Consider the following 26,046-nt stretch of genomic DNA (forward strand, 5'->3'; position numbering starts at 1 on the left):
AAATTCCGGGAGAGAGCGCGGCCGGGGGCGCGGCGCCCCGGCGTTGCCTGCGCTGCCGCATCCCGTCACACGCGGGTGGTCCCGTTCGTCACTGCTATGACGCCCGGCAGCGCGAAGATGTGACAGGCGTTTGTCACACACCGACCGGGACCGAAGGGGACGACGGTGGTCATGCAGGAAAACGAACGGTTGGCGCGTGCGTTCGAGGAGAAGCGGCCGCGGCTGCAGGCCGTGGCCCAGCGCATGCTCGGCTCGACCGACGAGGCCGAGGACGCCGTGCAGGAGGCCTGGATCCGGCTGCACCGCAGCGAGACCGACAGTGTGGAGAACCTCGACGGCTGGCTCACCACGGTGGTGGGCCGGGTCTGCCTGGACATGCTGCGTGCCCGCAACCGGCGCGAGGAGTTCCTGGCCGAGCACGCCGAGCCCTCGGGCGAGCCCCGCACCGAGGACGCCTCCGACCCCGAGCAGGCGGCCGTGCTCGCCGACTCGGTGGGCCTGGCGATGCTGGTGGTCCTGGACACCCTCGACCCCGACGAGCGCCTCGCCTTCGTCCTGCACGACACCTTCGCCGTGCCGTTCGCCGACATCGCCGCGATCATCGGGCGCAGTCCGGCGGCCACCCGGCAGCTGGCCAGCCGGGCCCGGCGGCGGGTGCACGGCGCCTCTCCCCTGCCCGACCTGCAGCGCCAGCACAAGGTCGTGGACGCCTTCTTGACCGCCGCCCGCAACGGGGAGTTCGAGCGGCTGCTCACCCTGCTGGCCCCCGACGCCTCCATGCACGCCGACGACACGGCGGTGCGCATCGGGGCGGCGCCGCTGACCGAGGGCGCCCAGGGCGTGGCGAGCATCTTCTCCGGCGGCGCCGAAGCGGCCCGCATCGCGCTCGTCGACGGGTCGGTGGGCGCGGTGTGGCAGTCCAAGGTCCGCCCGATCGTGGTCTTCGACTTCACCATCGAGGACGGGAAGATCACCGCCATCGACCTGGTGGCCGCGCCCGAGCGGCTGCGGGAGATGGACATCGTGGTCCTGGACGCCTGAGCGCCGCCGCGGCGGTCCGCCCCCCCCCGGCGCTCGGGCGCTCAGGCGCCCGGGGGCAGGCACTCCTCCAGGAACGCCAGGGCCCGCAGGTGGTAGGCGCGGGCCGCCCAGCCCAGGCTGATGTTGTGCCCCGCGCCGTGCTGGCGCTCCAGCAGGACGCGGGGCGCGGCGCTGAAGCCGGCCGCCAGCGCCGCCAGGTCGGCGTCCTGGTGGCGCCACCACAGCTCGTGCTCGGCGAAGGTGAGCCGTACCGGCACCCGCACCCGCGGCGCGAGCCGGTCGAACGTCCCCGGCCAGGCGGTCAGATCGGCCCTCTCCCGCGGGGGCATCGGCGCGACCGTGTCCGCGCTGGCCCGGAAGGTGCCCGGCGGGTACAGCCGCAGCGGCCCCCAGTGCCGGCGCCGGGCGGCGGGACGGTTGTGGCGCACCTCGTCCTCGGCGCCCGGTGCGTAACGCCGCCCGCAGCCCGAGATGTCCACGCCCAGCAGCCCCTCGCCGTCCCGGGCGTGCGCGGCGAGCCGGAGGGCCAGCTTGCCGCCGAAGGAGTGCGCCAGCAGGAAGACGCCGGCGCCCACCGGGTGGCGGCGGGCGAAGTCGGCGACGGCCGCGCCCAGCAGCGGCGTCTGCTCCTTCAGGGGCAGGCCGTGCGGCAGTGCGGCGGCCGACGAGCCGTAGCCGGGCCGGTCGATGGCCAGCACCGTGCAGCCCAGCCGGGCGCCCAGGCGGAGCAGGGACAGCTCCGGGCGGGCCTGAGCGTGGAAGTAGCCGGCGCTCATGCCGCCCCCGTGCACCGCCACGACCAGTGCGCGCGGGGCGCCCGCGGGTTCGCTCAGCAGGGCGGACAGGGCGAGCCCGGCGGCGTCCAGGACGACCGTACGGACCCCACCACCCGGCTGTTCCTCGCGCGGGTCGACCCGGGGAGCTCCTGCGCCCGTGGACGCCGCGCGGCCCGGCCCTCGCCGGGGCGCGGGCGCCTGTTGCCCGCGTGGGGCGGCGGTCTCGCCCGGCCCGGGGGCCGTTGCCGCCGCATCGCCCGCTCCCCGGCCGGACACCGGCGCCGGCGCCGCACGCGGGTCGATCCCGCCCGCCCCGCGGGTGGTCGGCACTACGCCGCCCGTTCCGGGCCGAACCAGTGGGCCAGGGCGGCGGTCAGGCCCTGTGGTGCGTCCTCGCCCGTCCAGGCCACGTGGCCGTCGGGGCGCACCAGGAGTGCGTCCAGGCCGGCCAGGACGTCGGTGGTGCCCTCCGCCGGTTTGGCGGTGGCCGTCACCGTGCGGACGCGGTCCGCCCAGGGGGCGGCGGTGGCGCGCAGTGCGGCGTCGTCGGCCAGGTCGAGCAGGATGCCGCGGGCGGGGTGCAGCAGGCGGGCGGTGTCGCTCTCGCCGTCGGCGCCGGTCAGGGGGCGCTTGGGCAGGCGGTGGCCGAGCAGGGGGTGGGGGGACGGCGGCGGGGGCGTGCCGGGGGCGGTCATGTCGTAGTGGATGTCGAGGTGGCTGACGGTGCCGGCCAGGTGGCGTCTGACCTCGTCGTGGGTGAGGAGTTCGGTCAGCAGGGCGCGCAGCGGGTCCGCGGGTTCGCCGCCCAGGAAGACAAGGCCCTGCGCGCGGGTGTTCGTCAGCAGGCGCTGCCCGACCGGGTGCCGCTCCCCGTGGTAGGTGTCCAGCAGGCCGGCCGGGGCGGTGCCGCGGAGGGTGGCGGCCAGTTTCCAGCCGAGGTTGACCGCGTCCTGCACGCCGGTGCTCAGCCCCTGCCCGCCCGCGGGGAGGTGGATGTGCGCGGCGTCGCCCGCCAGCAGCACCCGCCCGCGCCGGTAGGTGTCGGCCTGGCGGGTGGCGTCGCTGAAGGAGCTGACCCACTGCGCGCTGCCGGCGCTGATGTCCTCGCCGGTGATGTGCTGCCAGGCGGCGGCGACCTCGGCGAAGGTGATGTCCTCGTCGCGGTCGCCGGCCGGGACGCCGTGCGGGCAGACGATGATGCGGTCCACGCCCTCCTTCAGCGGGGCCGCCATCACCATGCCGTGCGGCAGCCGCTCGCCCAGGAAGCGGGGCCTGAGCCCGCAGCCCACGACGTCGGCCAGGTACATGGTGCGGCCGGCGGGCAGGCCGGGGAAGCCGAAGCCGGCCGCCTTGCGGATGCCGCTCTGCCCGCCGTCGCAGCCCACCAGGTAGGCGGCGCGCAGCCGGCAGGTCCCCCGGGGGGTGCGGGCGGTGACCTCGACGTGGTCGCCGTCCAGGAAGCCCTCGGCCAGCTCCGTCACCTCCCAGCCGCGCCGGATGTCCGCGCCGAGCTCCTTCGCCCAGGCCTCCAGAACCGCCTCGGTCTGGTTCTGCGGGATGCCGCGGGCCCCGAAGTGGGCGTCCTGCAGCGCGGTGTAGTCGAACTGCACCCCGCCGAAGTGGCCCAGCGGGCTGACCTCCAGGCTGGGGCCCTGGCCGAAGCGGGGCAACAGCCCGCGCTGGTCGAAGACCTCCATGGCCCGGGCGGTGAAGCCAAGACCCCGTGACTGCCCGGTCGGCTCGGCGAGCCGCTCCAGGAGGGTGACGCGCGCCCCGCCCAGGCGCAGTTCGCCCGCGAGCATCAGCCCCGCCGGGCCGGCGCCGACCACGATGACGTCGGTGTCCACCGCTGTCCCAGCCATGATTGTCCTGCCTCTCCTCGCTCGCGGATGTCGGGGTGTTCCTCAGTGCGGGATGCCGAACCAGCGCTCCAGGACGGCCGGCAGGTCCTCCGCGCCGCCGGGCTGCTGGCTGGTGGCCGCCCACACCACGTAGCCGTCCGGGCGCACCGCCACCGCGGCCACCTTGTCCAGTTCGCCGGGGTCGCTGTCCGGCTCGGGGCGGGCCACCACCAGATCGATGCGGTCGGCCCACCGCTCCCCCGCCGCCGGCACCCGCCCGTCCAGGCCAAGCAGCAGACCGCGCCCCGAGCGCAGCAGTTCCAGGGTGGTGCAGGTGGCGCTGCCCACCCGCAGCCGGGCGTGCGGCAGGCGCAGGCCGGTCAGCGGGTGGCCGGTGCCGCGGTCGGCGTAGCGGATGTCGAGGCCGCTGATCATGCCGGCGAGGCGGGTGCGTACCTGCTCGTCCGCCAGCAGTTCGGCAAGGACCGCGCGCAGCGGCTCCACCTCGGCGCCGCCCAGCAGCAGCATCGCCTGGGCGCGGATGTTGGCGAGCACGGCGCGGCCCACCGCGTGCCGTTCGCTGTGGTAGGTGTCCAGCAGGCCCTTGGGGGCGTGGCCGGCCAGGACCGCGGCGAGTTTCCAGCCGAGGTTGAAGGCGTCCTGCAGGCCCAGGTTGAGGGCCTGGCCGCCGATGGGCATCTGGCGGTGCGCGGCGTCGCCCGCGTACAGCACGCGGCCGTGGCGGTAGCGGGTGAGCTGGCGGTTGGCGTCGTCGAAGTGGTTGACCCACAGCGGGGTGCCGGCGCCGATGTCCTCGCCGGTGACCCGCTGCCAGGCGGCGGCCATCTCGGTGAACCGCGGGGGGCGGGTGCGCTGTTGTGCCCGGGCTCCGAATTCGTGGACCATCACGCGGGTGACGCCGTCGGGGCGGCGTGCGGCGATGGCCAGGCCGCCCGGCAGCCGCTCGAAGCGCCGGTCGCGGATGTGGATGCCCTCGACGTCGGCGCGCAGCAGTTCGCGGGTGGCGCCCTGGCCGGGGAAGTCGGCGCCGGTCAGGCGGCGCACGGTGGAGTCCTGGCCGTCGCAGGCCACCAGGTATCTGCCGCGCAGCCGTACGGGGCGGCCGTCGCGGCCCACGGCCTGCGCCTCGACCACTTCGCCGTCCTGGACGAGGTCGATCAGTTCCAGGCGGTGGCCGCAGCGGATGTCGGCGCCCAGCGAGAGCGCCCACTCCTCCAGGACCGACTCGGTCCTGGTCTGGGGGACCTTGTGCTGGCCGGGGTAGGCGCCGGGCAGGGTGAGGTCCAGGGGCAGGCCGCCGAAGTGGCCGCGCGCTTCGGTGGGCGGGCCGGCGAAGTCGGCGAGCAGGCCGCGGCTGTCGAAGATCTCCATGGTGCGGGCGTGCAGGGTGGAGGCCCGTGACTCCTTGGTGGGGCGGTGGCGCTGTTCGACGACGGCGACCTGGATGCCGTGCAGGCACAGTTCGGCGGTGAGCAGCAGCCCCACGGGTCCTGCGCCCACGACGATGACCTGGGTGTCCAGTACGTCGGTGGGGGCCGTGGCGGTCCTGCGGGGGCGGGCTGCGCCCTGCGCGGCCATGTCAGTGCGTCCGCTCCGCGTAGTCCTTGGCATGGCCCAGCGTGGCGCGGCTGTTGGTGCTCAGCGCGCTGTGCACGTAGGCGCGGGCGTCGGCGACGGTGGCCTGCTCGCCGAGGATCGTGGCGATGTTGGCGGTGTTGAGGGACACGGTGTGCTGGGAGGCGGCCTCGGTGGTGCCCCGGCCGGTGTCGGTGAAGGTCCAGTGGCCGGTGTGCAGGGTCATCAGGGCGGGCAGGGTGACCTGCTTGTAGGCGATTTTGCGGGTGTCCAGGGCGACCCGGTAGGACTTGGTGGTGTGCACCGAGCCGTCCTTGGCGCGGGTGTCCATCTCCAGGACCTGCAGGCCGGGGGCGGGTTCTTCGAAGCGTACGGTGGCCACGTGCGGCAGCCGTTCGGGCCAGCGCCCGGCCTCGTTGACGAAGTCGAAGGCGTCCTTGGCCGGGCCGTTGATCTCCACGGTGTCGGTGAAGGAGAAGACCAGGTCCTCGCTCTCGGCGGCGTGGGCGTGTTCGACGTTGTCCTTGAGGGCGGCCAGTTCCGAGGTGCTGTTGGTGTCCACGGCCTTGTCGATCCACCGCAGGTCCTGCGGGTCGTCGTCGATGGCCCGGTAGTCGTGCAGCAGCCGCACCCGTGCGGTGTCCGCGCCCTGCGGCTCCACGATCCAGGTGCCGCCCATCGCGGCGACCGGCGCGGTGGTGACCTCCTGGCGGAAGACGATGCGCAGCCGGCCGGGGTCCAGGGTGCGGCGCGATGTCCAGTTCTTGGCCTCGCCGTTGGCGGTGGCCCAGATGCGGATGCGCTCCTGGTTCTGGCCCGTCTCCTCGCGCTCGACGTGGATGGTGGGCGGGAAGATCTGCGGCCAGTGGCTCACGTCCGCCAGCAGGCGGTAGACCGTGGCGGCGGGCGCGCCGATGGTGATCTCGTGCTCGACCTGACGCGTCGTCATGACTGCTGCTCCTTGTACGGGGCGGTCGGGGGTCAGAAGTTGCCGAGGCCGCCGCAGACGTTGAGTGCCTGGGAGGTGATGGAGGCGGCGGTGTCGCCGGCCAGGTAGCCGATGAGGCCGGCGACTTCCTGGGGGGTGCTGTAGCGGCCGAGGGGGATCTTGGCCTGGAACTTGGTGAGGATCGCCTCTTCGGTGGTGTCGTAGGCGGCGGCGTAGCCCTGGCGGACCCGCTGGGCCATGGGGGTCTCCACGTAGCCGGGGCACACGGCGTTGACGGTGATGCCGGTGGGGGCGAGTTCGTTGCCCAGTGCCTTGGTGAAGCCGACGACGCCGTGTTTGGAGGCGGAGTAGGGGGCGCCGAGCACGACGCCCTGTTTGCCGGCGGTGGAGGCGACGTTGATGATGCGGCCGCGGCCTTGTTCGCGCATGCGGCCGGTGGTGAGGACCTCGCGGGTCATGCGGAAGACGCTGTTGAGGTTGGTGTCGATGACGTCGTCCCACAGGTCGTCGGCGATGTCGGCGGTGACGCCGCCGCCGGAGCGGCCGGCGTTGTTGACCAGGACGTCCACGGGGCCGAACCGTTCCACGGCGGCGGTCACGAAGGCGCCGATGGAGGCGGCATCGCGTACGTCGAGTGCCTGGCCCTCGGCCTCCAGGCCGTCGTTGCGCAGGGCTTTGACGGTGGCCACGACGTCGCTGTCGGTGCGGGCGCCCAGAAAGACCCGGTGGCCCTGCTGGGCCAGCAGGGCGGCGGTGGCCAGGCCGATGCCGCTGGTGGCGCCGGTGACGAGCGCGAGGCGGGGGGCGGTCTGTGTCATGGCGGGTGTCCTCTCAGGCCACGCGGGCGGCGGCCAGCCGCTCGTTGACGGTGTGGATCAGTTCCCGGGGGGTCAGGGCGTCGCTCAGTGTGTCGTCGTCCAGTGCGATGCCGTACTCGCGCTCGATGCAGCCGCCGGTCTCCAGCAGGGCGAGCGACTCGTAGCCCAGCAGGGCGAAGGTGGTGTCCAGGATGTCGTCGTCGAGCGGGGCGGCCTCGTCGGCGCCCGCGGCCTCGAGGAGGATGCGCTTGAGGTCGGTGAGGGTGAACGGCTGGTCCGTCATGTCGAGGGGTTTCCTTCGTCTGGGGCCGCGCGTACGACCATCGCGGAGTTGAACCCTCCGTGGCCGCGGGCCAGTACCAGCGCGGTGCGCAGCGTGGCCGGGCGGACCTGGTACAGGACCAGGTCCAGGTCGTACTCGGGGCAGGGGTCGATGTGGACGGTGGGCGGGATGAGGCCGGCGCGCATCGCGAGGAGCGCGCAGGCCACGTCCAGGGGTGCGGCGCCGGAGTGCAGGCGGCCGGTCATCGTCTTGGGCACGGTGACCGGGACGCGGCCCGCGCCGAAGACCTCGCTGATCGCGGCGGCCTCGGCCCGGTCCAGTTCGGGTACGCCCGCGCCGTCGGCGAAGACCACGTCGATGTCGCCGGGCGCGGTGCCTGCGTCCGCCAGCGCGGTGCGGATGGCGGTGCGCAGGGTGGAGCCGCGGCCGCTGTGCGGGGGCGGGTCGATGGTGGAGCCGTAGCCGGCGAGTTCGCCGTAGAGGGTGGCGCCGCGGGCGCGGGCCGCCTCGGCGGGCTCCAGGGTGAGGATGGCGCCGCCCTCGCCGGGCACGTAGCCGCGGGCGTCGCGGTCGAAGGGCAGGTAGGCGCGGGTGGGTTCGTCGCTGTCGCTCATGCGTCCGCCGGCGAGCTGGGCCACCCAGCCCCAGGGGCAGACCGAGGCGTCCAGGGCGCCGCCCACGATCAGCGGGGTGCCCTTGCGCACCAGGCGCCGGGCCTGTGCGAGCGCGTCCAGGCCGCCGGCCTGGTCGCTGACGACGACGCCGCTGGGGCCCTTCATGCCGTGCCGGATGGAGATCTGGCCGCTGTTGACGGCGTAGAACCAGGCGAAGGACTGGTAGGCGGAGACGAACTGGCTGCCCTTGGCCCACAGTTTCTGCAGTTCGTCCTGGCCGAACTCGAAGCCGCCCGCGTGGCTGGCGGTGACCACCCCCATGTCCAGCGGGTCGAAGGCGGCCACGTCCACCCCGGCGTCGGCCAGCGCCCAGTCCGCGGCGGCCAGCGAGAGCCGGGTGACGCGGTCGGTCTGCGGCAGCAGCCGGCCCGGCAGGTGGTCGGCTGCTTCAAAGCCGGGGATCTCGCCGGCCAGTTGGGCGGGGTAGCCGGAGGGGTCGAAGCGGGTGATGCGGCCGATGCCGCTCTTCGCGCCGAGGGTGGCCGCCCAGTAGTCGGCCGCGCCCAGGCCGTTGGGGGCGGCGATGCCCATGCCGGTGACCGCGACCGCAGTCATACGGTGCTCCTTTGCGCCGAGGTGAGCACCATCGCGCTCTGGAATCCGCCGAAGCCGCTGCCGACCGTGAGGACCGTGTCGACCCGCTGGTCGCGGGCGGTCAACGGCACGTAGTCCAGGTCGCATTCGGGGTCGGGGGTGTGCAGGTTGGCGGTGGGCGGCACGACGTCGTACTCCATGGCCAGCGCGGAGGCGGCGATCTCGATGGAGCCGATGGCGCCCAGCGAGTGGCCCACCATCGACTTGATGGAGCTGACCGGGGTGCGGTAGGCGTGTTCGCCCAGGGCCCGTTTGAACGCGGCCGTCTCGTGCCGGTCGTTCTGCTTGGTGCCCGAGCCGTGGGCGTTGATGTAGTCGATGCTCTCGGGGTTGAGCCGCGCCTCGTCCAGGGCCAGGCGGATGGCCTCGGCCATCTCCGCGCCGTCCCGGCGCAGTCCGGTCATGTGGTAGGCGTTGGAGCGGGTGGCGTAGCCGGCGATCTCGGCGTAGATGTGCGCGCCGCGGCGCCGGGCGCTGTGCAGTTCCTCCAGGACGAAGAAGGCGGCGCCCTCGCCGAGCACGAAGCCGTTGCGGGTGCTGTCGAAGGGCCGCGAGGCCTGTTCGGGGGCGTCGTGGCGCGGTGTGGTCGCCTTGATCGCGTCGAAGCACGCCATGGTGATCGGGGAGATCGGTGCGTCCGAGGCGCCGGCGACCATGACGTCGACGGAGCCCTCGCGCACCAGCTCCACGGCGTAGCCGACCGCGTCGATGCCCGAGGTGCAGCCGGTGGAGACGACCGTGGAGGGGCCTTCCGCGCCGACCGCCCAGGCCACCTCGGCCGCGAACGAGCTGGGCACCAGGTAGTTGTACAGGTGCGGCACCGCGTAGCGGTGGTCGACCAGGTCCAGGCGGCCGCCGTCGCTGACGACGCGGTATTCGTTGTCCAGGCCCATGGTGGCGCCCACCGCGCTGCCCACGACCACGCCGATCCGGTGCGGGGGGTGCTCGGCCAGTTCGGCGCCGCTGTCCGCCACGGCGCTGCGCGCGGTGACCACGGCGAACTGTGCGGCGCGGTCCATGCGCCGCACCTCCTGCGGGCTCAGGCCGTGTTCCAGGCCGCAGAAGTCGGCCTCGGCCGCCACCTTGGAGCGGAAGGGGGCGGGGTCGAAGAAGGTGATGCCCCGGGTCGCGGTGCGGCCCTCGCTGATGAGCTGCCAGAACTCTTTTCGGCCCGGGCCGCCGGGGGCCAGGACCTCGATGCCGGTGATGGCGACGCGGCGCTGCGTCATGCGCCGGCCTCCCAGGAGTAGAAGCGCTGGGCCATCGCGTCGGCCGGGGAGCGCCAGGTCGCCGGGTCGTAGGCCTCGATGTGCGGCTTGAGGTCGTCGCTGATCCGCACGAAGCGGGGGTCGTCCTTGGCGCGTTCGATGCGGGCGCCTCCGTCGTCGGAGTCGAAGTCCTGCAGGTGGAAGTAGAGGCCGCGGTAGGCGAAGAGTTGGCGGCGCCGGGTGCCCATCCGGTGGGGCATGTCGGTGGCGTCGAAGTCGGTGAACAGTTCGGCGACGCTGCGGCTGGAGTCGATCGCCATCCGGGCCACGATCAGCGTGCTGTGCATACCTCGCTCCTTGCGGTGGGCGACGGGCGCCGTGGTCGACGGGGACGGGACCGGCCGGGCGGGCGGGGCCCGCGCGGCCGGTCCGGGCGGCTCACGCGCCGGCGGCGCGGCTGTGGACGACCCGGTAGGAGTTCCAGTCGCTCTCGGTCTTCAGGGCGTTGATGCGCGCCTCGGACTTCTGGCGCGCCTCGGACTGCTGCGCGGTGGCCTGGTGGCGGTGGGCGTCGTACTGCTCCTTGCTGGCCCACTGGGAGTAGACGACGACGAAGGGGCCGTCCAGGAAGCGGGCGCGCAGGCCCTTGAAGACGCTGTGCGAGCGGTAGCCGTCCACGTCCACCAGCCAGGAGCGGCCCTTGCCGAGCTCGGCGATCAGTTCGTCCTGGTTGCCCTGGGAGACCTTGAAGATCTCGATGACGGTGTGGTCGTCGCGGTCGGGCGAGACCTCGGTCGCCTCGCCCTGGGAGGGGTGGCGCCCGGTGTGGACGATGACGCTCTGCAGCAGCCGGATCGAGGTGGTGATGTCCTGGAAGACGGGCAGCGTGCGGTGCTTGAACTCCTCGCCCGCGTACCGCTTCTCCAGGTCCTCGCCGCTGCGCCACTGGATGAAGTTGGCGGTGCCGGGGCTGTCCTGTCCGGCGTGCACGGTGGAGGAGATCCAGCCGTCGAACGCCGCGGTGTCGACGATCTTCCGCATCTCCTGCAGGAGCTTGTCCTGCTTCTCCGGCTGGTCGGTGGTGAACAGATTGAGGACGGTCAGGTGCTTGTCCTGGGTGGAGATGTAGGGCATGGCGGTGGGGTCTCTTCCTGTCAGGAGTGGGTGCGCGGCGGGCGGGGCGGGTTCAGGCGGCGGGGCCGAACCAGCGCTCCAGGGCGTCGGGCAGGGCGGGCGCGCCCGGGTCGGGCGCGATCCAGGCGATGTAGCCGTCGGGGCGCAGCAGGATCGCGTCGGCGGCGGGCAGGCCGGGGCCGGGCCGTGCGGTGACGATGTCGACGCGGTCCGACCAGGCCTTGGCGGCGGCCGGCAGCGGGCTGTCGCCGCCGAGATCGAGCAGCACGCCGCGGCCGGCGTGCAGCAGCGCGTGGACGCTGGTGTGCCGGCCCTCGCAGATGAGGTGGCCGTCCTCCAGGCGCCGGCCGAGCAGGGGGTGCTCCCCCGCGCCGACGTCGTGGCGGATGTCGAGGCCGGTGACCATGCCGACCAGGTGGCGCTGGACCGACTCGTAGCGGGTGAGTTCGGTGAAGACGTCGAGCAGCGGGGTGATCTCCTCGCCGCCGAGGTAGAGGATGCGCTGGGCCAGGGTGTTGGTCAGGATGCGGGCGCCGACCGGGTGGCGCTCGCTGTGGTAGGTGTCCAGCAGGGTGTCGGGGGCCGCTTCCTTGAGGACGAGGGCGAGTTTCCAGCCGAGGTTGACCGCGTCCTGCACGCCGGCGCTCATGCCCTGGGCGCCGATGGGCAGGTGGATGTGCGCGGCGTCGCCGGCCAGGAACACCCGCCCGCGCCGGTACTCGGCGGCCTGCCGGCTCACATCGGTGGTCGAGCTCACCCACAGCGGGGTGGCGGCGTGGATGTCCTCGCCCGACAGCTTGTGGAAGGTGTCGGCGACCTCGTCGAAGGTGATCGGCTCGGTGCTCTTGCGCAGCGGTTCGCTGCGGTCGTAGTAGATGATGCGGCAGCGGTCCGGGCCCAGCGGCAGCACCATGATCATGCCGCCGGGCACCCGCTCGCCGGCGAAGCGGGGCCGCAGCCGCACTCCGGTGATGTCGGCGAAGCGCAGCTCGACGGCCGGCTCGGTGCCGGGGAAGTCGATGCCGGCGGCGGCGCGCACCGCGCTGCGGGCGCCGTCGCAGCCGATCACGTACCGGGCGCGCAGTTCCTCGGCCCCGTCCTTGGCCCCGGTGCCGCTCGTGTGCAGGGTCACCCCGTGCTCGTCCTGGCTGAGGCCGGTGACCTCGACGGAGCGGCGGATGCGGGCGCCCTGTTCGCCGGCCCGGTCGGCCAGCATCGCCTCGGTGCGGGACTGGGGGATGCCGCGTGCGCCGTAGGAACCGCCGCTGAGTACCTGGTAGTCCAGGGGGATGCCGCCGAAGTGCCCGGCGGGGATGACGTCGACCTCGCCGAGGCGGGCGAGCAGTCCGCGCTGTGCGAATTCCTCGATGGTGCGCGCGGAGAATCCGAGGGCGCGTGACTGCCGCATCGGTTCGGCGAGCCTGTCGAGCACGAGAACGGAAATTCCGTGCAGGCCCAACTCACCGGCAAACATAAGGCCGGTGGGCCCTGCACCTACAATGATCACGTCCGCGTCATAATTGTCCATCGTCGCCCATCCGCCGTCGTGTGGTTGATGTTTTACGAGTATGGACAGCGGCCGAGCGGCCGGTAAAGGGACGCCGGTACACAGCTTTTGCAGTCCACTACAGAAACGTGCGGACAACGTCAGATCTTCTACATGCGGGGTTGGTCGGGGCGGGTTTGTGGGCCCATTCTCAAGCATGACCTCGACTGAAGCTGAATCCTTCACTCCGGACACGGCCATGGTGGACGCCTTTACGGTGCGCTCTTTGCTGGACCGCTATCTCCTGGCGCTGGACACCGAAAAACTCGATGACACGTGGGCGCGCACCCTGTTCACCGAGGACGCGGTGGTCGCATTCCCTTTGAGCCGGCACGAGGGAAGAGACGGGCTGGCCCGGTGGCACCGGGCCGCGCTGGAGAATTTCGCGCGCACCCAGCATCTGAACTCACCCGCGGTGGTGGAGTGCGCGGGCGACGCGGCGAGCCTGCGCGCCAATCTGCTGTCCACGCACGTGCACCATCCCGGCGGCCCGGCCCCGGAGCTGTTCACCACCGGCACCTCGGTGACCGGGGCGGCCCGCCGCACCGCGGACGGCTGGCGGCTGACCCGGCTCTCGTTCGCCCTGATCTGGGTGGACGGGGTGCCGCCCGGCGCCCGCGGCTGATGGCGGCGGGCGGGGCGGCCGCGGGCGCCGGGTCAGCAGTTGAGGCTCAGCACCCGGTCGACGGTGATCTCCACGACCACGCGGCCGGGCGGGTTCGGCGGGCCGGAGAAGTAGCGCTCGGTGTAGCGGCGGACCCCTTCGGCGACGCGTTCGGGGGCATCGACGACGCGGGCGGTGCCCTCCAGGGACACCCAGGCGAAACCGTCCACCTGGCACAGCGCGACGCGTGCGTGCGGGGTGGCCAGCACGTTCTTGACCTTGCGGGTCGTGTTCACGGTCAGGACGCGGACCAGAGAGGCCGGCGCGTCCCAGGTGAAGCGCACCGGTGCCAGGTGGGGCGAGCCGTCGGGCCGCAGCGTGCTCAGCACGCCGGTGTGCGGCGCGGTGAGGAACCGGCGTGCCGCGGGGGACAGCGCCGTCGCGCCGGCGCGCTGCGGGGAGAGCGTCATCGTCTTGGACTCCTCTTCGGTCTCACCGGCGCAACGCGCCCGGCACCCGGTCAGTCGATCCCGCGGACCACGTTCCGCTCCGCGGGATCGTCCTCCTCCTCGTCCACCCCGGCCAGCCGGAGCACCGGCGCGACCCCTTCGGCACCGCGTGTCTGCCGCTCGCGTTCGGCCTCGTCCATGGGCCTGTCCTTCCGGCGACCGTGCACCCTGCGGAGCCGGCTCGCTCCACCCGCCCACGTTGGCAAGGCGCTCTCGAGGCCGGGCGGAGGGGCGGCTCGAGTCCGCCTCGACACCGCATCGCGCGGGCCCGGCGGGCGGCCGCGGCGGTCGAGTCGGCTTCGAACCCGGTGCGACCGGCGGCCCGCACAGTGACGGCTCCCGGCCCGCCCCCGGCCACCGCCGCCACGCGGCCACGCCCCGTTGGAGGGACATTCCATGGCCAGCTTCATCAGGCGTTTGTGGCGCGAGGTGTACACGGCCCTGCAGGCGCTGGGCGCCTTCTACATCGCGGGGGCGCAGCCTGCCGAGGACCCGGCCCCGCCCCGCGCGCCGCAGCAGGGCGGGCCGCCCGCGGGCCATCCGGAGCGGCTGTGCCCGGAGGTCGCCCTGACCCCGGTGGAGCGCGCCCTCAACCGGCAGCTGGAGACCGGGCCCTGAAGAGCTTTCGAGGACCCGGAAGGGCTTCCCGGGGCTCTGAGGGGTGGGGGCCTTGGGGGGTTCGGTGTCAGACGGCTTCCTGGCGGCTTCGCAGCCGCTCGGCGAACAGGCACCACTCCTTGCCGACGCTCTCCGCGATGGGCGCGATGACGCCGACCCAGTGCGCGGGGACGGCGCCGACGAGCTCGCGCCAGCCGTCCGGGTCGCCGGCGTGCAGCGCCATCCACTGCAGGAACTCCTTGCCGCCCGCGGTGTAGCGGATGCACGGGTCGTTGGCGACCTTGGCGGCGACCGTCTCCCAGGCGGGGACCGCCTCTGCCGGCGGGGCGGCGGGCCGGCGCGCCGGCAGGTCCTCGGCGGCCGGCGGCGTGACGGGCCGGCCCTGGGGGTGCGGGGGCGGCGGGGGGTCGGCGGGCCGGTCGGCCGGGTGCGGGCCCGGCCGCGCCCCGGGGCCGCGCAGTCCGTCGCGTTCCGGGCTCACCCCGCGGCGCAGGCGGGCGCTGACGTCGTGGACGGTGCCCAGGGACACCTCGGTCTCGCGGGCGACTTCGCGCAGCGTGGCCTCGGGGTGGGCGTGGATGTAGGCGGCGGCGCGGCGGCGGCCCTCGCCGGAGCCGACCGCGCGCAGTCTGCCGTCCAGGCCCAGGCGCTGGCCGCCGGGCGGGGTGGTGCACGCGGAGCGTTCGCGCAGGACGGCGATCGTCTTGGCGCTCAGTCCGGTGACGCTGGCGATGGCGCGGTCGGACCATTCGGGGTGGGCCACAAGGACGCGTTCGGCGCCGGCGATGCGGTCGGCCCGCGAGAGGGGAAGTCCGTGGGAACTGTTGGCCTTCATGGCGAGTACGAGTGCTTCGGCATCGGTGCAGTCGACGAGCCGCGCGGTGATGCTGTGGTCGCCGCAGAGTTTCGCGGCCTCCAGTCTGTGGAGGCCGTCGATGACCCGCCAGCCGTCTTTCTGGACGAGTACGGGCGGCAATGGGGAGCGGCCCGACGCTTCGACGAGCAATTGGAGATAGGCGGCGTTGATTCCGCCCTGGCGCAGGTGCAGTCCGGGCGACAGCGCATGGACCGGGAGTTCCTGTGCCGGTGTATTTTCGATGTTCTGGGAGGCGATTTCGGGGCCGGTTTTCTCACCGGCCGCCGGTTCGCTGTACTGTAATGCGGCAGAACTCAAACCGTCTGCGATCACCGTAGCCCGCCCGTCTTTGAAAGCCATCCGGTGTGCCCTTTCTGCTGCCATTCCGGATGAGCGTCGCAGCGGTTTCTCTAGCCCGAGTAGAGGGTGGGTCGACGGTCGTCGGATGAGGGCCTGTGCCAGGTTTCAGCGGCGTACGAGCAGGCCGCGGCTGCGCAGGACCCAGCGCTCCAGGGGGCTGAAGACGAGCAGGTCGATGGCGATGCCGACCAGCAGGATCAGCAGGATGGCCTCGAAGACCATGGCCATGTCGCTGGCGTTGCGGCCGTTCTCCAACAGCTGGCCCAGGCCCAGGCCGAGGTCGGGGAAGGACGCGATGATCTCGGCGGCCATCAGGGAGCGCCAGGCGAAGGCCCAGCCCTGTTTGAGTCCGGCGACGTAGCCGGGCAGGGCGGCCGGCAGCACCACGTGCCAGGTGCCCCTGAGGCCGGTGGCGCCCATGGTGCGGCCGGCCCGCAGGAACAGCGGCGGCACCTGGTCGACGCCGGAGACCAGGCCGTTGGCGATGGAGGGGACCGCGCCGAGCAGGATCACCGCGTACATCATCGAGTTGTTCAGGCCCAGCCAGATCACCGCGGGCGGCACCCAGGCCACCGAGGGCAGGGACTGCAGGCCGGACAGGATCGGGCCGATCGCCGCGCGCAGGAACGTCAGCCGGGCCACGAGCAGGCCCAGCGGGGTGCCGATGAGCAGGGCCAGGAAGAAGCCGGACAGGCCGCGCGAGACGGACGTCCAGATGTAGCCGAGGAGTTCGCCCTCCAGCCAGGCCCGGTGGGCCACGTCCCACACGGCGCCGGGGGCGGGCAGTTTGCCGGGGTCGTCGACGATGCCGAAGGAGACCAGGCCCTGCCACACCGCGAGGACCAGCGCGATGGCGATGGCGGGCGGCAGGACCTTCTCCTTCAGGGTGAGGGTGAAGGGCTTGCGGATCTGCTGGTGGGTCTCCAGGGCGTCCAGGCCTGCGAGGTCGTTGCCGTCCTTGGGGGCGCTGGTGTCAGTACTGGCCATGTCGGCGGATCTCCCCCCGCAGCTGTTCGGTGATCTCGATGGAGAGCTCGGCGACGGCGGTGTCCTCGATGCGGCGCGGCTGGGGGATGTCCACGGCCCATTGGCGGGCGATGCGCCCGGGGCGGGAGGACAGCAGGATCACGCGCTGGGCCAGGCGGGCGGCCTCGCGCACGTTGTGGGTGACGAACAGGACGGAGAGCTGTGTCTCGCTCCAGATGCGGGTCAGTTCGTCGTGCAGCACGTCGCGGGTGATGGCGTCCAGGGCGGCGAAGGGTTCGTCCATGAGCAGCAGGCGGCTCTCCTGGGCCAGGGCGCGGGCCAGCGCGACCCGCTGGCGCATGCCGCCGGACAGTTCGTGCACCCGCTTGTGGTGGGCGCCCTTCAGACGGACCAGGGCCAGGAGTTCCTCGGCGCGTTCGCGGCGCCGCTTGGGGGCGATGCCGCGCAGTTTCAGGGCGAGTTCGATGTTCTTGCCGGCGGTCAGCCAGGGGAACAGGGCGTGTTCCTGGAACATCAGGGCGGGCCGGCCGTCGGTGGTGATCTCGCCGGTGGTGGGCTCGTCGAGGCCGGCGACGAGGTTGAGCAGGGTGGATTTGCCGCAGCCGGAGGCCCCGAGGAGGGTGACGAACTCGCCGGGGGCGACCGTCAGGCTGATGTCGTCCAGGACGAGCTGTGGCCCGGCGGGGCCCGTGAACGACTTGGAGACGTGCTCGAGGCGGGCGGCGTGGCGGGCCGTCGCGGTGCCGTCTGTGGCCTGGTCGAGGATCGTGGTCATGGTCGTCACCTCCGGGAACTCATCGAGGGGGTTGCCGGACGCCGAGGTCGGCGTCGTCCACCGGGCGCTGCCCGGCGGCTTTGAGGACCTTGTTGAGCAGGGTGAGGTCGTAGATGCCGGACAGGTCGGGGCGCTCCAGCAGGCCGGCCCTGACGGCGTGTGCGGCCTCGGTGCGCAAGGTGGCGGCCAGCGGGTCGTCGGTGAAGTCGATCGACCGCCAGGCGGGGTCCAGGACCTGGCGGGGCAGGGCCTTGCCGGCGTCGGCCGCCAGCTGGCGGTTGGCGGCCTGCCGGGCGCGGCCGGGGTGGTGGCGGATCCACCGGTTGGTGTGCACCGACGCCGTCAGTACCGCCTCGACCACCCGGGGGTGCCGGGCGAGGAACTTCTGCGACACGATGATGTTGGTGATGACGAAGGCGCCGCCGGGCCACAGCCTCTTCTCGTCGAGCAGCACCTTTCCGCCCCGGGCGACGATTTTGGAGGCGGTCGGCTCCGGCACCCACGCGCCGTCGATGGAGCCGGAGGTGTAGGCGTCGGGGGTGACCTTGTTGTCGCTGCGCACCACGGTCACCTCGCCCGTGCCGCTCTGCGCGTCGGCCTGCCAGCCCCGCTCGGCGATCCAGTTGAGGAAGGCGACGTCCTGGGTGTTGCCGAGCTGCGGGGTGGCGATCTTCTTGCCCTTGACGTCGTCCAGGGAGGTGATCTTCTTGGGGTTCACGACGAGTTTCACGCCGCCGGAGGCGGCGCCGCCGATGATGCGCAGGTTCGTGCCGCCCGACTTGGTGAACCCGTTGATCGCCGGGGACGGGCCGATCCAGCCGATGTCGATGGACCCGGAGTTCAGGGCCTCGATCTCGGAGGGTCCCGCGTTGAAGGTGGCGTACGTCGCTTTGGTGGCGCCCAGCGCTTTTTGGATGAAGCCCTGCCGGTTGCCGACCAGGGCGGTGGCGTGGGTCAGGTTGGCGAAGTAGCCGATCCGTACCGAGTCCAGGCCGTCGATCTTTCGGGCGCCGGCGGCGATCCGCACGGTGTCCTCGTCCTTGGCCTGCGAGCCGTAGCCGCAGCCGGCGGGCGCGAGCAGCAGCAGGGCGGCCAGCAGGGCGGGGGCGCAGCGCCGGGTCAGAAGTCCCATTCCTCGTCCTTGGCACGGGGGGCGGCCGGGTCCGGCAGGGCGAAGGACTCGCCGGCCATGCCCGCGGTCAGGGTGGTGCCGTCGGCCGGGTCGATGAGGATGAACGAGCCGGTGCGGCGCGAGTCCGCGTAGGAGTCGAGGGGCAGTGGTTCGGCGGTGCGCAGGCGCACCTGGCCGATGTCGTTGGCCAGGAGCCGGCCGGGGTGCGGGTAGGGCGAGAGGTCCTCCAGGGTGAGGCGGGAGGGGATGTCGGTGACGATCGCCTTGACCGTGCGGGTGCCGTGTTTGAGCAGTACCCGGTGGCCGACGCCCAGCGGCTGGTCGGCGACGTGGCAGACGGTCGCCGTCACCTCGCGGGTGGTGGCCGGGGCGTCGGTGGCCGGCACGATCAGGTCGCCGCGGGAGACGTCGAGGTCGTCTTGGAGCAGCACGGTCACCGACTGCAGGGCCCGGGCCGACTCCACGGGCCGGCCCAGGCGTTCGATGGCGGTGATGGTGGTGGTGCGGCCCGAGGGCATGACGCGCACCTGCTGGCCGGTGCGGAAGGTGCCCTCCGCGATGCGGCCGGCGTAGCCGCGGTAGTCGGGGTGGGCCGGGCTCTGCGGGCGGATCACGTACTGCACGGGCAGCCGGGCGGCGCAGGGCGCCGGGTGGTGGCTGACCGGCACGGTCTCCAGGTGTTCCAGGACGGTGGGGCCGCCGTACCAGTCCATGTGCGCGGAGGTGTCCACGACGTTGTCGCCGTCCAGCGCGGAGATCGGGATGACGGTGGCCTCCGGGCCGCCGAGCTCCTTGACGTAGGCCGTGTACTCCTTGGCGATCGCGGCGAAGACGGACTCCTGGTAGCCGACGAGGTCCATCTTGTTGACCGCCAGGACGACGTGCGGGACGCGCAGCAGGGCGGCGATGGCGGTGTGGCGGCGGGTCTGCTCGACGACGCCGTTGCGGGCGTCGACCAGGATGACGGTCAGCTCGGCGGTGGAGGCGCCGGTGACCATGTTGCGGGTGTACTGCACGTGGCCGGGGGTGTCGGCGAGGATGAAGCGGCGCCGGGGGGTGGCGAAGTAGCGGTAGGCGACGTCGATGGTGATGCCCTGCTCGCGCTCGGCGCGCAGGCCGTCGGTGAGCAGCGCCAGGTCGGGGGTGGCCTGCCCGCGGTTGCGGGAGGCGTGGGCGACGGCCTCCAGCTGGTCGGCCAGGACCGACTTGGAGTCGTGGAGGAGGCGGCCGACCAGCGTGGATTTGCCGTCGTCGACGGAGCCGGCGGTGGCAAAGCGCAGTGTGTCGGCGGCGGTGTCGCTCAGAACGCTCATCAGAAGTACCCCTCGCGCTTGCGGTCTTCCATCGCGGCCTCGGAGAGCCTGTCGTCGGCGCGGGTGGCGCCGCGCTCGGTGAGGCGGGACGCGGCGATCTCCGTGATGACCTTGTCGATGGTGTCGGCGTCGGAGTCCACCGCGCCGGTGCAGGACATGTCGCCGACGGTGCGGTAGCGCACCCGGCGTTTCTCGGTCCGCTCCCCCGCCGCGGGGCCGCCCCAGGGGCCGGCGGTCAGCCACATGTGGTTGCGCTCGAACACCTCGCGTTCGTGGGCGAAGTAGATGGCGGGCAGCTCGATGCGTTCGCGGGCGATGTACTGCCACACGTCCAGCTCGGTCCAGTTGGACAGCGGGAAGACGCGGACGTGCTCGCGGGGCAGGTGCCGGCCGTTGTACAGGTTCCACAGCTCGGGGCGCTGGCGGCGCGGGTCCCACTGGGAGAACTCGTCGCGCAGGGAGAACACGCGCTCCTTGGCGCGGGCCTTCTCCTCGTCGCGGCGGCCGCCGCCGAAGACGGCGTCGAACCGCTCGTGCTGGATGGTGTCGGTCAGCGGGCGGGTCTGGAGCGGGTTGCGGGTGCCGTCGGGGCGCTCTGTGAGTACGCCGCGGTCGATGTAGTCCTGCACGGAGGCGACGTGCAGGCGCAGGTGGTGCTCGGCGACCACGCGGTCGCGGAAGGCCAGCACCTCGGGGAAGTTGTGGCCGGTGTCCACGTGCAGCAGCGCGAAGGGCACCGGCGCCGGGGTGAACGCCTTGAGCGCCAGGTGCAGCATGACGATGGAGTCCTTGCCGCCGGAGAACAGGATGACCGGGTTGTCGAACTCGCCGGCCACCTCGCGCAGGATGTGCACCGCCTCCGACTCCAGGGTGTCGGGGTGGGAGAGGGCGCAGGGGGTGTCCCCGCCGACGGCGGTCACCGTGTCCGGGGCCGGTGTCACAGCAGTCCCCTTTGGGTGAGCAGGGTGTGCACCGCGGCGGCGGACTCCCGCACGCTCTGGTGCTGGGCGTGGATGCGCAGGTCCGGTGCGGCGGGCTCCTCGTAGGGGTCGTCCACGCCGGTGAGCCCGGTCAGTTGGCCGGCGGCCTGTTTGGCGTACAGGCCCTTCACGTCGCGTGCGCTGCACACTGCCAGGGGGGTGGCGACGTGCACTTCGAGGTAGGGGGTGCGGTTGCTGTCGTGGCGTTTGCGGACCGCTTCGCGGCTGTCGGTGTACGGCGCGATCACCGGGACCAGTGCCAGGATGCCGTTGCGGGCCAGGAGTTCGGCGACGTAGCCGATGCGCTGCACGTTGGTGTCGCGGTCGGTGCGGGAGAAGCCGAGGCCGGCCGAGAGCGCCTCGCGGATCTCGTCGCCGTCCAGGACCTCCACGCGGTGGCCGTCCGCGCGGAGCCGGGCGGCCAGCTCGTAGGCGATGGTGGTCTTGCCGGCGCTGGGCAGGCCGGTGAGCCAGACGGTGACTCCGGTCGTCACGGGCATCTCCTGGAGGTCGGGGGTGGCGGCGGTGCGGCGCGCGGGTGTCAGAGCGGCCGGGCGGGCGGGCGCGGGGCGCCGAACCAGCGGGTCAGTACGTCGGCGAGGTCGCTGTCGCTGCCGGGCGCGGTCCAGGCGACGTAGCCGTCGGGCCGGATGAGGACGGCCTGCGGCTGCGGTCCCGTAGAAGGGGTCCAGGTGCCGGTGAGGATGTCGATGCGGTCCGCCCAGTCCTGGGCGAGCTGGGCCGCCTTGCCGCCGGTGCCGTCCGCGCCGTCGGTGGTGATCAGTACGCCGCGGGCGCCGTGCAGCAGCTCGGCGACGCGGGTGCGGGTGCCGTCGGGGCGGGTCAGTTCGCGGGCGGGGGGCATGCGCCGGCCCAGCAGGGGGTGCTCGCCGGGGCCCAGGTCGTAGCGGATGCCCAGGCCGCTGAGGACACCGGCCAGGTGTGCGGCCGCGTCCTTGTGGGTGAGCAGTTCGCCCAGCACCTCGCGCAGCGGGGCCATCTCCTGGCCGGTCAGGCGCAGTTCGATCGCGGCGCGGGCGTTGCGCGCCAGCTGCTCCCCGATCGGGTGGCGCTCGGCGTGGTAGGTGTCCAGGAGGTCTTGGGGGGCGTGGCCGGCCAGGACCGCGGCCAGTTTCCAGCCGAGGTTGACCGCGTCCTGCACGCCCACGCTCAGCCCCTGGGCCATCGCCGGCGGCTGGACGTGGGTGGCGTCGCCCGCCAGGAAGATCCGGCCGCGCCGGTAGTCGGCGGCCACCCGGGAGGCGTCGGTGAAGCAGCTGATCCAGCGGCACTGCCCGTGGTGGATGGACTCGCCGGTCAGCCGCTGCCAGGCATCGGCCAGTTCGGCGTAGGAGAGTGCGTCGCGGTCCTTGGGGCGCGTGCCCCGCTCGTAGGCGACGACGCGGGTGACGCCGTTCTCCAGGTCCATCGCCATGATCATGCTGCCGTCGGGGAGGTTCTCGCCGATGCGGCGGCGGCGGGTCTCGATGCCGGTCACGTCGGCCGTGTAGAAGCCGCGGGTGGGTTCGGGGCCGGGGAAGTCGATGCCGGCCAGCTTGCGGACGGTGCTGCGGCCGCCGTCGCACCCGATCAGGTAGCGGGCGGTGTCCCGGCCGCTCCCCCCGGGTCCCTCGTAGGTCACTTGGACGCCGTCGGGCCCCTGGTCGAGGCCGGTGACCTCGTAGCCGCGTCGGATCGGCACACCGAGTTCGCCCGCCCAGTCCTCCAGCATCCGCTCGGTGCGGAACTGCGAGACGCCGCGGGCGCCGCTGTGGTCCTCCTCCAGGATGCCCAGGTCGATGGGCACCCCGCCGAAGTGGGCGTCGGCCGGCTCCGTGGCGCCGAGCCGGTCGAGCAGCCCGCGCTGGTCGAAGCTTTCGACGGCGCGGCGGGTGAGGCTGGCGCCGCGGGACTCGCGGGCCGGGGCGGACAGCTTCTCGTAGACGACGACGTCGGCGCCGGCCAGGCGCAGTTCGCCGGCCATCATCAGCCCGACCGGGCCCGCGCCGACGACTATCACGTCCCTGCTCATGCTCGCTCACGCTCCTGTTCGGTGGAGGGCGCCGGGGTGCCGGGGGTGCCGAACCAGTGGGCCAGGGCGTCGGCGAGGTCGCGGTCGCTGCCCGGTGCGATCCAGGCGACGTAGCCGTCGGGGCGGATGAGGACCGCCTCCGGTGCCGGGCCGGCCGGGGCGGCGGCTTCGGTGCTCCAGGTGCCGGTGACGACGTCGACGCGGTCGGCCCGATCCGCGGCGAGGCGGGCCCGCTTGTCCGCGGCTTCGGTGCCCTCGGCGATGATGAGGACGCCGCGGGCGGCGTGCAGCAGCTCCGCCACCGGGGTGCGGGTGCCATCGGGGCGGGTCAGTTCGTGGTGGGGCGGCATGCGCCGGCCCAGCAGGGGGTGCTCCCCCGGCCCCGGGTCGTAGCCGATGCCCAGCCCGCTGACGATGCCGGCCAGCTGCCCGGCGGCCTCCTTGTGCTCCATCAGCTCGCCCAGCACGCCGCGCAGCGGGTCCATGTCGGCGTCGCCGAGGTAGAGCATCGACGCCGCCTGCGCGTTGCGGATCAACTGCTCCCCGACGGGGTGGCGTTCGTCGTGGTAGGTGTCCAGGAGGTGCTCGGGCGCCCAGCCGGCCAGGTGTGCGGCCAGCTTCCAGCCCAGGTTCGCCGCGTCCTGCAGCCCGGCGCTCAGCCCCCAGGCGGCCAGCGGCGGCATGGTGTGCGCGGCGTCCCCCGCCAGCAGCACCCGGCCGCGCCGGTACTGCGTGGCCAGGGCGGCCGCGTTGTTGCAGGCCCACATCCACTGCGCGCTCGCGTGGTGGATGTGTTCGCCGGTCAGCTTCTGCCAGGCGTCCGCGATCTGAGGGAACGTCAGCTCGGCGGGGTCCTGGTGCGGGGACAGGTCCTTGTCGTGGACGACGATGCGGCAGCGGCCCTCGCCCAGCGGGGTGCACACCACCATGTGGCCGCCGGGCAGGCGCTCCCCGATGGGCCGCGGGCGCAGCGTGATCCCGCTGAGCTCCGCGGTGTACATGCCGCGGGTGGCCTCCCAGCGGCGGACGGGGATGCGGGCCGCCGCGCGGACGGTGCTGTGCGGGCCGTCGCAGCCCACCACGTAGCGGGCACGGTGTTCGCCGGGGCCCTGCGGGCCCCGGCAGGTGACGATGACGCCGTCGCTCTCCTCGCGCACCCCGGTGACCTCGACCCCGCGGTACACCGGCACCCCGAGCTCGGCGAGCCGGGCGGCCAGCATGTCCTCGGTGCGGGCCTGGGAGAGTCCCAGGACGCCGCTGTGGTCCTCCTCCAGCATGCCGAGATCGAAACGGACGCCGCCGAAGTGGCCCATCGGCCCCCACCGGAATTCACCGATCCTGGCCAGGAGTCCGCGCTGGTCGAGTGTTTCCGCCGCGCGCCGGTTGAAGCCGAGCGCACGGGATTCCCCGGAGGGGGCGGGCGCCTTGTCGAAGACGGTGACATTCACACCGCCCAGGTGGAGTTCGCAGGCCAGCATCAATCCGACCGGACCGGCACCGACAATTAATACGCCAGTTTCCATTGTTGACCTTCCACGCGGGCGGCTGAGGAATCGTCGATGTCAAAGTACACATCAGCATGTTCGGCTGCAATGACGGTACTGAATTCATAAGTGGGGCCGCCCGCCCGCGCGTTCAACCGCTGATTTCACGCGGTTGAACGCGGCGGGCGGACTCTTTATGCGGCTTCCACAGGTTCTACGGGTTCTACGACTTCTACGGGTCTACGGGTTCTACGGGTTCTACGGCGCAGGGTCCGGCGGCGGGCCCGCCTGGCAGGTGGCGTCGGCGCCCTTGGCGGCGGCCGGGCGGCTGCCGTCCTTGAGGTAGGCGTCGACCACCGTGTTGACGCAGGTGTTGGCGTTGCGGGACAGGGACGTCTCGTGCTCGTAGCCGCCGAGTTCCACCAGCAGCCGGGAGTCGGGGAACCTGCGGTGCATGTCGAGGGCGCCCGAGAGCGGGGACCCGGCGACGTGCTCGCCCTGCACGACCAGGACGTCCACGTCCCGCGCGCCGACCTTCTGCGGGATGCCCGCGGGCGCGGGCCAGAACGCGCACGGCGCGTTGTACCAGGCGTTGTACCAGGTCAGGAAGGTGTTGCCGGCGCGGTAGTCGCGCGTGTAGTCGCGGTGCCAGCGCTGCCAGTCGCGCGGCCAGGGCGAGTCGGTGCACTGCACCGCGCTGTACATGGCCTGCTTGTTCTGTGTCGGGTAGCCCGGCGCGTTGAAGGCGGCCCTGAGCCCGGTGGCATCGCCGCGCAGCACCCAGTCGGCCAGGGCCCTGGTGTGGCCCGTCCAGGCGGAGCGGCGGTAGAGGTCGATGAGGAACATCTCGGTGTACTCGGCCGGGCCGATGGCGCCGTCGACGGGCGCGGTGCGCAGCTTGGCCATGCCCTGGTAGTACTTCGCCTCGACGGCGGCGCGGGTGGTGCCCAGGCGGTAGGCCGCATCGTTGCGGGCGACCCAGGAGAAGTAGTTCTGGGCGCTCTTTTCGAAGGTCGCGTTCTGGGCGAGGACGTTCTTGTACCAGCCGTCGCCGGGCAGCAGCACGGTGTCCAGGACCATCCGGCGCACCCGGTGGGGGTACATGGAGGCGTAGACCGAGCCGAGGTAGGTGCCGTAGTCCCAGCCGAAGTAGGTCAGTTGCTCCTGGCCGAGGGCCTCGCGGATCAGGTCCAGGTCGCGGGCGCTGTCCTTGGTGCTCAGGAAGTTCAGGGTGTCGCCGTGGGCGCGGCCGCAGCTGTCGGCGAAGGCGCGGGCCCCGGTGCGCCAGGCGCGTTCCTCGGCGGCGGTGCGGGGCACCAGGTCGGCGCGGGCCCTGCCGGGCCAGACGTACTCCGGCGCGCAGGTGATCCTCGGTTCGCTGGCGCCGGTGCCGCGCGGGTCGAAGCCGATCCAGTCGTAGGTGGCGCCGACGGCCGGGGAGAGGCCGGAGGTGCCCTTGGCGAACCGGGTGGGCAGGTCGCGGCCGAACTGGCCGGGCCACTGGCCGCGGTTGAGCAGCGCGACGCCCTGGTACCGGCCGTCGGGCGCGGTGTGCCGGGCGCGGGTCAGCGCCAGCTCGATCGTGCGGCCCGCCGGCTTCCTGTGGTCGAGCGGGACGGCGAGCGTGCCGCACTCAAGGCCCTTCAGCAGGCCTCCGACGACGGGGTCGTTGTCCGGGCAGGGGGACCAGGAGACGGTGGACACCGGCCGGTCGGGCGAGGCTTTCGCCGGCGCCGCGGCGACCGTTCCCGCCAGGGCAGTGGCGGCCGCCGCCGTAATTGCTAGGAACTTCCTCACGTAATCCCCTTCTTGAGGCAGATACGCCGCCGGGCCGATATGCGGGCAGGCCGGCGAAGCCGATTTTCTCGGGCGGGTCCTGGGGGCGGCGCGAGACTATCGGCTGCGGGAAGTGGCGTGAAAACAACTGCGGTTGAAC

General features: G+C 72.9%; 26 protein-coding genes. 3 read left to right on the plus strand and 23 right to left on the minus strand.

Translation table 11 applies throughout. The features are described from left to right. Positions 1-171 precede the first annotated feature (171 nt). Positions 172-1,041, plus strand: coding sequence for a sigma-70 family RNA polymerase sigma factor (locus tag AC07DO_RS34530; protein ID WP_479065915.1), 870 nt, complete (start codon positions 172-174; stop codon positions 1,039-1,041). Positions 1,042-1,082: 41 nt separating this feature from the next. Here the strand turns inward: AC07DO_RS34530 and AC07DO_RS34535 are convergent, their stop codons facing one another. The 11 genes from AC07DO_RS34535 to AC07DO_RS34585 all read right to left on the minus strand — a co-directional run bounded on the left by AC07DO_RS34535 (position 1,083) and on the right by AC07DO_RS34585 (position 12,442). After that, the gene (locus AC07DO_RS34535; RefSeq protein ID WP_479065917.1) at positions 1,083-1,907 is read right to left on the minus strand and encodes an alpha/beta hydrolase; all 825 of its coding nucleotides are present in this window, start codon (positions 1,905-1,907) and stop codon (positions 1,083-1,085) included. A 239-nt stretch (positions 1,908-2,146) separates the two neighbouring features. Next, complete coding sequence (locus AC07DO_RS34540) at positions 2,147-3,679, minus strand: FAD-dependent monooxygenase (protein ID WP_479065495.1); 1,533 nt, start codon at positions 3,677-3,679, stop codon at positions 2,147-2,149. Positions 3,680-3,721: 42 nt separating this feature from the next. Beyond that, on the minus strand, positions 3,722-5,257 hold the full coding sequence (locus AC07DO_RS34545) for an FAD-dependent monooxygenase (RefSeq protein WP_479065497.1): 1,536 nt from the start codon (positions 5,255-5,257) through the stop codon (positions 3,722-3,724). Position 5,258: 1 nt separating this feature from the next. Then, positions 5,259-6,203 carry an aromatase/cyclase gene (locus AC07DO_RS34550; RefSeq protein WP_479065499.1) on the minus strand — a complete coding sequence of 315 codons (945 nt, stop codon included), beginning with the start codon at positions 6,201-6,203 and terminating at the stop codon, positions 5,259-5,261. Between the two features lie 32 nt (positions 6,204-6,235). Then, entirely contained in the window at positions 6,236-7,021 is a 786-nt protein-coding gene (gene fabG / locus AC07DO_RS34555; protein WP_479065501.1) for a 3-oxoacyl-ACP reductase FabG, read from the minus strand. A gap of 13 nt (positions 7,022-7,034) precedes the next feature. Then, positions 7,035-7,304: an acyl carrier protein gene (locus AC07DO_RS34560; protein WP_479065502.1), complete on the minus strand. Its 270-nt coding sequence runs from the start codon at positions 7,302-7,304 to the stop codon at positions 7,035-7,037. Continuing rightward, on the minus strand, positions 7,301-8,533 hold the full coding sequence (locus AC07DO_RS34565) for a ketosynthase chain-length factor (protein ID WP_479065504.1): 1,233 nt from the start codon (positions 8,531-8,533) through the stop codon (positions 7,301-7,303). Before AC07DO_RS34565 ends, AC07DO_RS34560 begins: the two co-directional genes overlap by 4 nt. Beyond that, positions 8,530-9,801: a beta-ketoacyl-[acyl-carrier-protein] synthase family protein gene (locus AC07DO_RS34570; RefSeq protein ID WP_479065506.1), complete on the minus strand. Its 1,272-nt coding sequence runs from the start codon at positions 9,799-9,801 to the stop codon at positions 8,530-8,532. The genes AC07DO_RS34565 and AC07DO_RS34570 overlap by 4 nt, the downstream gene beginning before the upstream one ends. Further along, positions 9,798-10,127, minus strand: coding sequence for a TcmI family type II polyketide cyclase (locus AC07DO_RS34575; RefSeq protein ID WP_479065508.1), 330 nt, complete (start codon positions 10,125-10,127; stop codon positions 9,798-9,800). The genes AC07DO_RS34570 and AC07DO_RS34575 overlap by 4 nt, the downstream gene beginning before the upstream one ends. 91 nt (positions 10,128-10,218) lie before the next feature. Next, on the minus strand, positions 10,219-10,914 hold the full coding sequence (locus tag AC07DO_RS34580; RefSeq protein WP_479065510.1) for an antibiotic biosynthesis monooxygenase family protein: 696 nt from the start codon (positions 10,912-10,914) through the stop codon (positions 10,219-10,221). Positions 10,915-10,966: 52 nt separating this feature from the next. Further along, complete coding sequence (locus AC07DO_RS34585) at positions 10,967-12,442, minus strand: FAD-dependent monooxygenase (RefSeq protein ID WP_479065512.1); 1,476 nt, start codon at positions 12,440-12,442, stop codon at positions 10,967-10,969. Positions 12,443-12,617: 175 nt separating this feature from the next. Here AC07DO_RS34585 and AC07DO_RS34590 point away from each other — a divergent pair, with 175 nt between their 5' ends. Further along, positions 12,618-13,085 carry a nuclear transport factor 2 family protein gene (locus AC07DO_RS34590; RefSeq protein WP_479065514.1) on the plus strand — a complete coding sequence of 156 codons (468 nt, stop codon included), beginning with the start codon at positions 12,618-12,620 and terminating at the stop codon, positions 13,083-13,085. Between the two features lie 32 nt (positions 13,086-13,117). On the opposite strand, the gene AC07DO_RS34595 is transcribed toward AC07DO_RS34590, so the two are convergent. Together AC07DO_RS34595 and AC07DO_RS34600 are read right to left on the minus strand one after the other, a co-directional pair. Then, complete coding sequence (locus tag AC07DO_RS34595; RefSeq protein ID WP_479065516.1) at positions 13,118-13,534, minus strand: pyridoxamine 5'-phosphate oxidase family protein; 417 nt, start codon at positions 13,532-13,534, stop codon at positions 13,118-13,120. 50 nt (positions 13,535-13,584) lie between these two features. Next, the gene (locus AC07DO_RS34600; protein WP_479065517.1) at positions 13,585-13,713 is read right to left on the minus strand and encodes a hypothetical protein; all 129 of its coding nucleotides are present in this window, start codon (positions 13,711-13,713) and stop codon (positions 13,585-13,587) included. 256 nt (positions 13,714-13,969) lie between these two features. Here AC07DO_RS34600 and AC07DO_RS34605 point away from each other — a divergent pair, with 256 nt between their 5' ends. Next, complete coding sequence (locus tag AC07DO_RS34605) at positions 13,970-14,191, plus strand: DUF6059 family protein (RefSeq protein WP_479065519.1); 222 nt, start codon at positions 13,970-13,972, stop codon at positions 14,189-14,191. 67 nt (positions 14,192-14,258) lie between these two features. Here the strand turns inward: AC07DO_RS34605 and AC07DO_RS34610 are convergent, their stop codons facing one another. From AC07DO_RS34610 to AC07DO_RS34655, 10 genes are all read right to left on the minus strand, one after another. Beyond that, positions 14,259-15,365, minus strand: coding sequence for a ParB N-terminal domain-containing protein (locus tag AC07DO_RS34610; RefSeq protein ID WP_479065521.1), 1,107 nt, complete (start codon positions 15,363-15,365; stop codon positions 14,259-14,261). Between the two features lie 147 nt (positions 15,366-15,512). Further along, entirely contained in the window at positions 15,513-16,394 is an 882-nt protein-coding gene (locus AC07DO_RS34615) for an ABC transporter permease (protein ID WP_479065522.1), read from the minus strand. Continuing rightward, complete coding sequence (locus tag AC07DO_RS34620; protein WP_479065524.1) at positions 16,381-17,169, minus strand: ABC transporter ATP-binding protein; 789 nt, start codon at positions 17,167-17,169, stop codon at positions 16,381-16,383. Before AC07DO_RS34620 ends, AC07DO_RS34615 begins: the two co-directional genes overlap by 14 nt. 19 nt (positions 17,170-17,188) lie before the next feature. Then, positions 17,189-18,301 (minus strand): aliphatic sulfonate ABC transporter substrate-binding protein, encoded by a 1,113-nt coding sequence (locus AC07DO_RS34625; protein WP_479065526.1) that lies wholly within the window; start codon positions 18,299-18,301, stop codon positions 17,189-17,191. Continuing rightward, a complete protein-coding gene (locus tag AC07DO_RS34630; RefSeq protein WP_479065528.1) occupies positions 18,289-19,614 on the minus strand; it encodes a sulfate adenylyltransferase subunit 1 in 1,326 nt (441 codons plus the stop codon). The genes AC07DO_RS34625 and AC07DO_RS34630 overlap by 13 nt, the downstream gene beginning before the upstream one ends. After that, entirely contained in the window at positions 19,614-20,555 is a 942-nt protein-coding gene (gene cysD / locus AC07DO_RS34635; protein WP_479065530.1) for a sulfate adenylyltransferase subunit CysD, read from the minus strand. The genes AC07DO_RS34630 and cysD overlap by 1 nt, the downstream gene beginning before the upstream one ends. After that, a complete protein-coding gene (gene cysC, locus AC07DO_RS34640) occupies positions 20,552-21,088 on the minus strand; it encodes an adenylyl-sulfate kinase (protein ID WP_479065532.1) in 537 nt (178 codons plus the stop codon). Before cysC ends, cysD begins: the two co-directional genes overlap by 4 nt. 47 nt (positions 21,089-21,135) lie before the next feature. Continuing rightward, entirely contained in the window at positions 21,136-22,626 is a 1,491-nt protein-coding gene (locus AC07DO_RS34645) for an FAD-dependent monooxygenase (protein ID WP_479065534.1), read from the minus strand. Continuing rightward, positions 22,623-24,149 carry an FAD-dependent monooxygenase gene (locus AC07DO_RS34650; protein ID WP_479065536.1) on the minus strand — a complete coding sequence of 509 codons (1,527 nt, stop codon included), beginning with the start codon at positions 24,147-24,149 and terminating at the stop codon, positions 22,623-22,625. The genes AC07DO_RS34645 and AC07DO_RS34650 overlap by 4 nt, the downstream gene beginning before the upstream one ends. 219 nt (positions 24,150-24,368) lie before the next feature. Then, a complete protein-coding gene (locus AC07DO_RS34655) occupies positions 24,369-25,907 on the minus strand; it encodes an alpha/beta fold hydrolase (RefSeq protein WP_479065538.1) in 1,539 nt (512 codons plus the stop codon). Positions 25,908-26,046 lie beyond the last annotated feature (139 nt).

It is taken from the genome of Streptomyces sp. NPDC045678 (assembly GCF_056432085.1).

Coding starts and splice junctions, on each gene's coding strand:
- AC07DO_RS34530 (WP_479065915.1), top strand. CDS start 172: ATGCAGGAAAACGAACGGTTGGCGCGTGCGTTCGAGGAGAAGCGGCCG.
- AC07DO_RS34540 (WP_479065495.1), bottom strand. CDS start 3,679: ATGGCTGGGACAGCGGTGGACACCGACGTCATCGTGGTCGGCGCCGGC.
- AC07DO_RS34545 (WP_479065497.1), bottom strand. CDS start 5,257: ATGGCCGCGCAGGGCGCAGCCCGCCCCCGCAGGACCGCCACGGCCCCC.
- AC07DO_RS34550 (WP_479065499.1), bottom strand. CDS start 6,203: ATGACGACGCGTCAGGTCGAGCACGAGATCACCATCGGCGCGCCCGCC.
- fabG (WP_479065501.1), bottom strand. CDS start 7,021: ATGACACAGACCGCCCCCCGCCTCGCGCTCGTCACCGGCGCCACCAGC.
- AC07DO_RS34560 (WP_479065502.1), bottom strand. CDS start 7,304: ATGACGGACCAGCCGTTCACCCTCACCGACCTCAAGCGCATCCTCCTC.
- AC07DO_RS34565 (WP_479065504.1), bottom strand. CDS start 8,533: ATGACTGCGGTCGCGGTCACCGGCATGGGCATCGCCGCCCCCAACGGC.
- AC07DO_RS34570 (WP_479065506.1), bottom strand. CDS start 9,801: ATGACGCAGCGCCGCGTCGCCATCACCGGCATCGAGGTCCTGGCCCCC.
- AC07DO_RS34575 (WP_479065508.1), bottom strand. CDS start 10,127: ATGCACAGCACGCTGATCGTGGCCCGGATGGCGATCGACTCCAGCCGC.
- AC07DO_RS34580 (WP_479065510.1), bottom strand. CDS start 10,914: ATGCCCTACATCTCCACCCAGGACAAGCACCTGACCGTCCTCAATCTG.
- AC07DO_RS34585 (WP_479065512.1), bottom strand. CDS start 12,442: ATGGACAATTATGACGCGGACGTGATCATTGTAGGTGCAGGGCCCACC.
- AC07DO_RS34590 (WP_479065514.1), top strand. CDS start 12,618: ATGACCTCGACTGAAGCTGAATCCTTCACTCCGGACACGGCCATGGTG.
- AC07DO_RS34595 (WP_479065516.1), bottom strand. CDS start 13,534: ATGACGCTCTCCCCGCAGCGCGCCGGCGCGACGGCGCTGTCCCCCGCG.
- AC07DO_RS34600 (WP_479065517.1), bottom strand. CDS start 13,713: ATGGACGAGGCCGAACGCGAGCGGCAGACACGCGGTGCCGAAGGGGTC.
- AC07DO_RS34605 (WP_479065519.1), top strand. CDS start 13,970: ATGGCCAGCTTCATCAGGCGTTTGTGGCGCGAGGTGTACACGGCCCTG.
- AC07DO_RS34615 (WP_479065522.1), bottom strand. CDS start 16,394: ATGGCCAGTACTGACACCAGCGCCCCCAAGGACGGCAACGACCTCGCA.
- AC07DO_RS34620 (WP_479065524.1), bottom strand. CDS start 17,169: ATGACCACGATCCTCGACCAGGCCACAGACGGCACCGCGACGGCCCGC.
- AC07DO_RS34625 (WP_479065526.1), bottom strand. CDS start 18,301: ATGGGACTTCTGACCCGGCGCTGCGCCCCCGCCCTGCTGGCCGCCCTG.
- AC07DO_RS34630 (WP_479065528.1), bottom strand. CDS start 19,614: ATGAGCGTTCTGAGCGACACCGCCGCCGACACACTGCGCTTTGCCACC.
- AC07DO_RS34645 (WP_479065534.1), bottom strand. CDS start 22,626: ATGAGCAGGGACGTGATAGTCGTCGGCGCGGGCCCGGTCGGGCTGATG.
- AC07DO_RS34650 (WP_479065536.1), bottom strand. CDS start 24,149: ATGGAAACTGGCGTATTAATTGTCGGTGCCGGTCCGGTCGGATTGATG.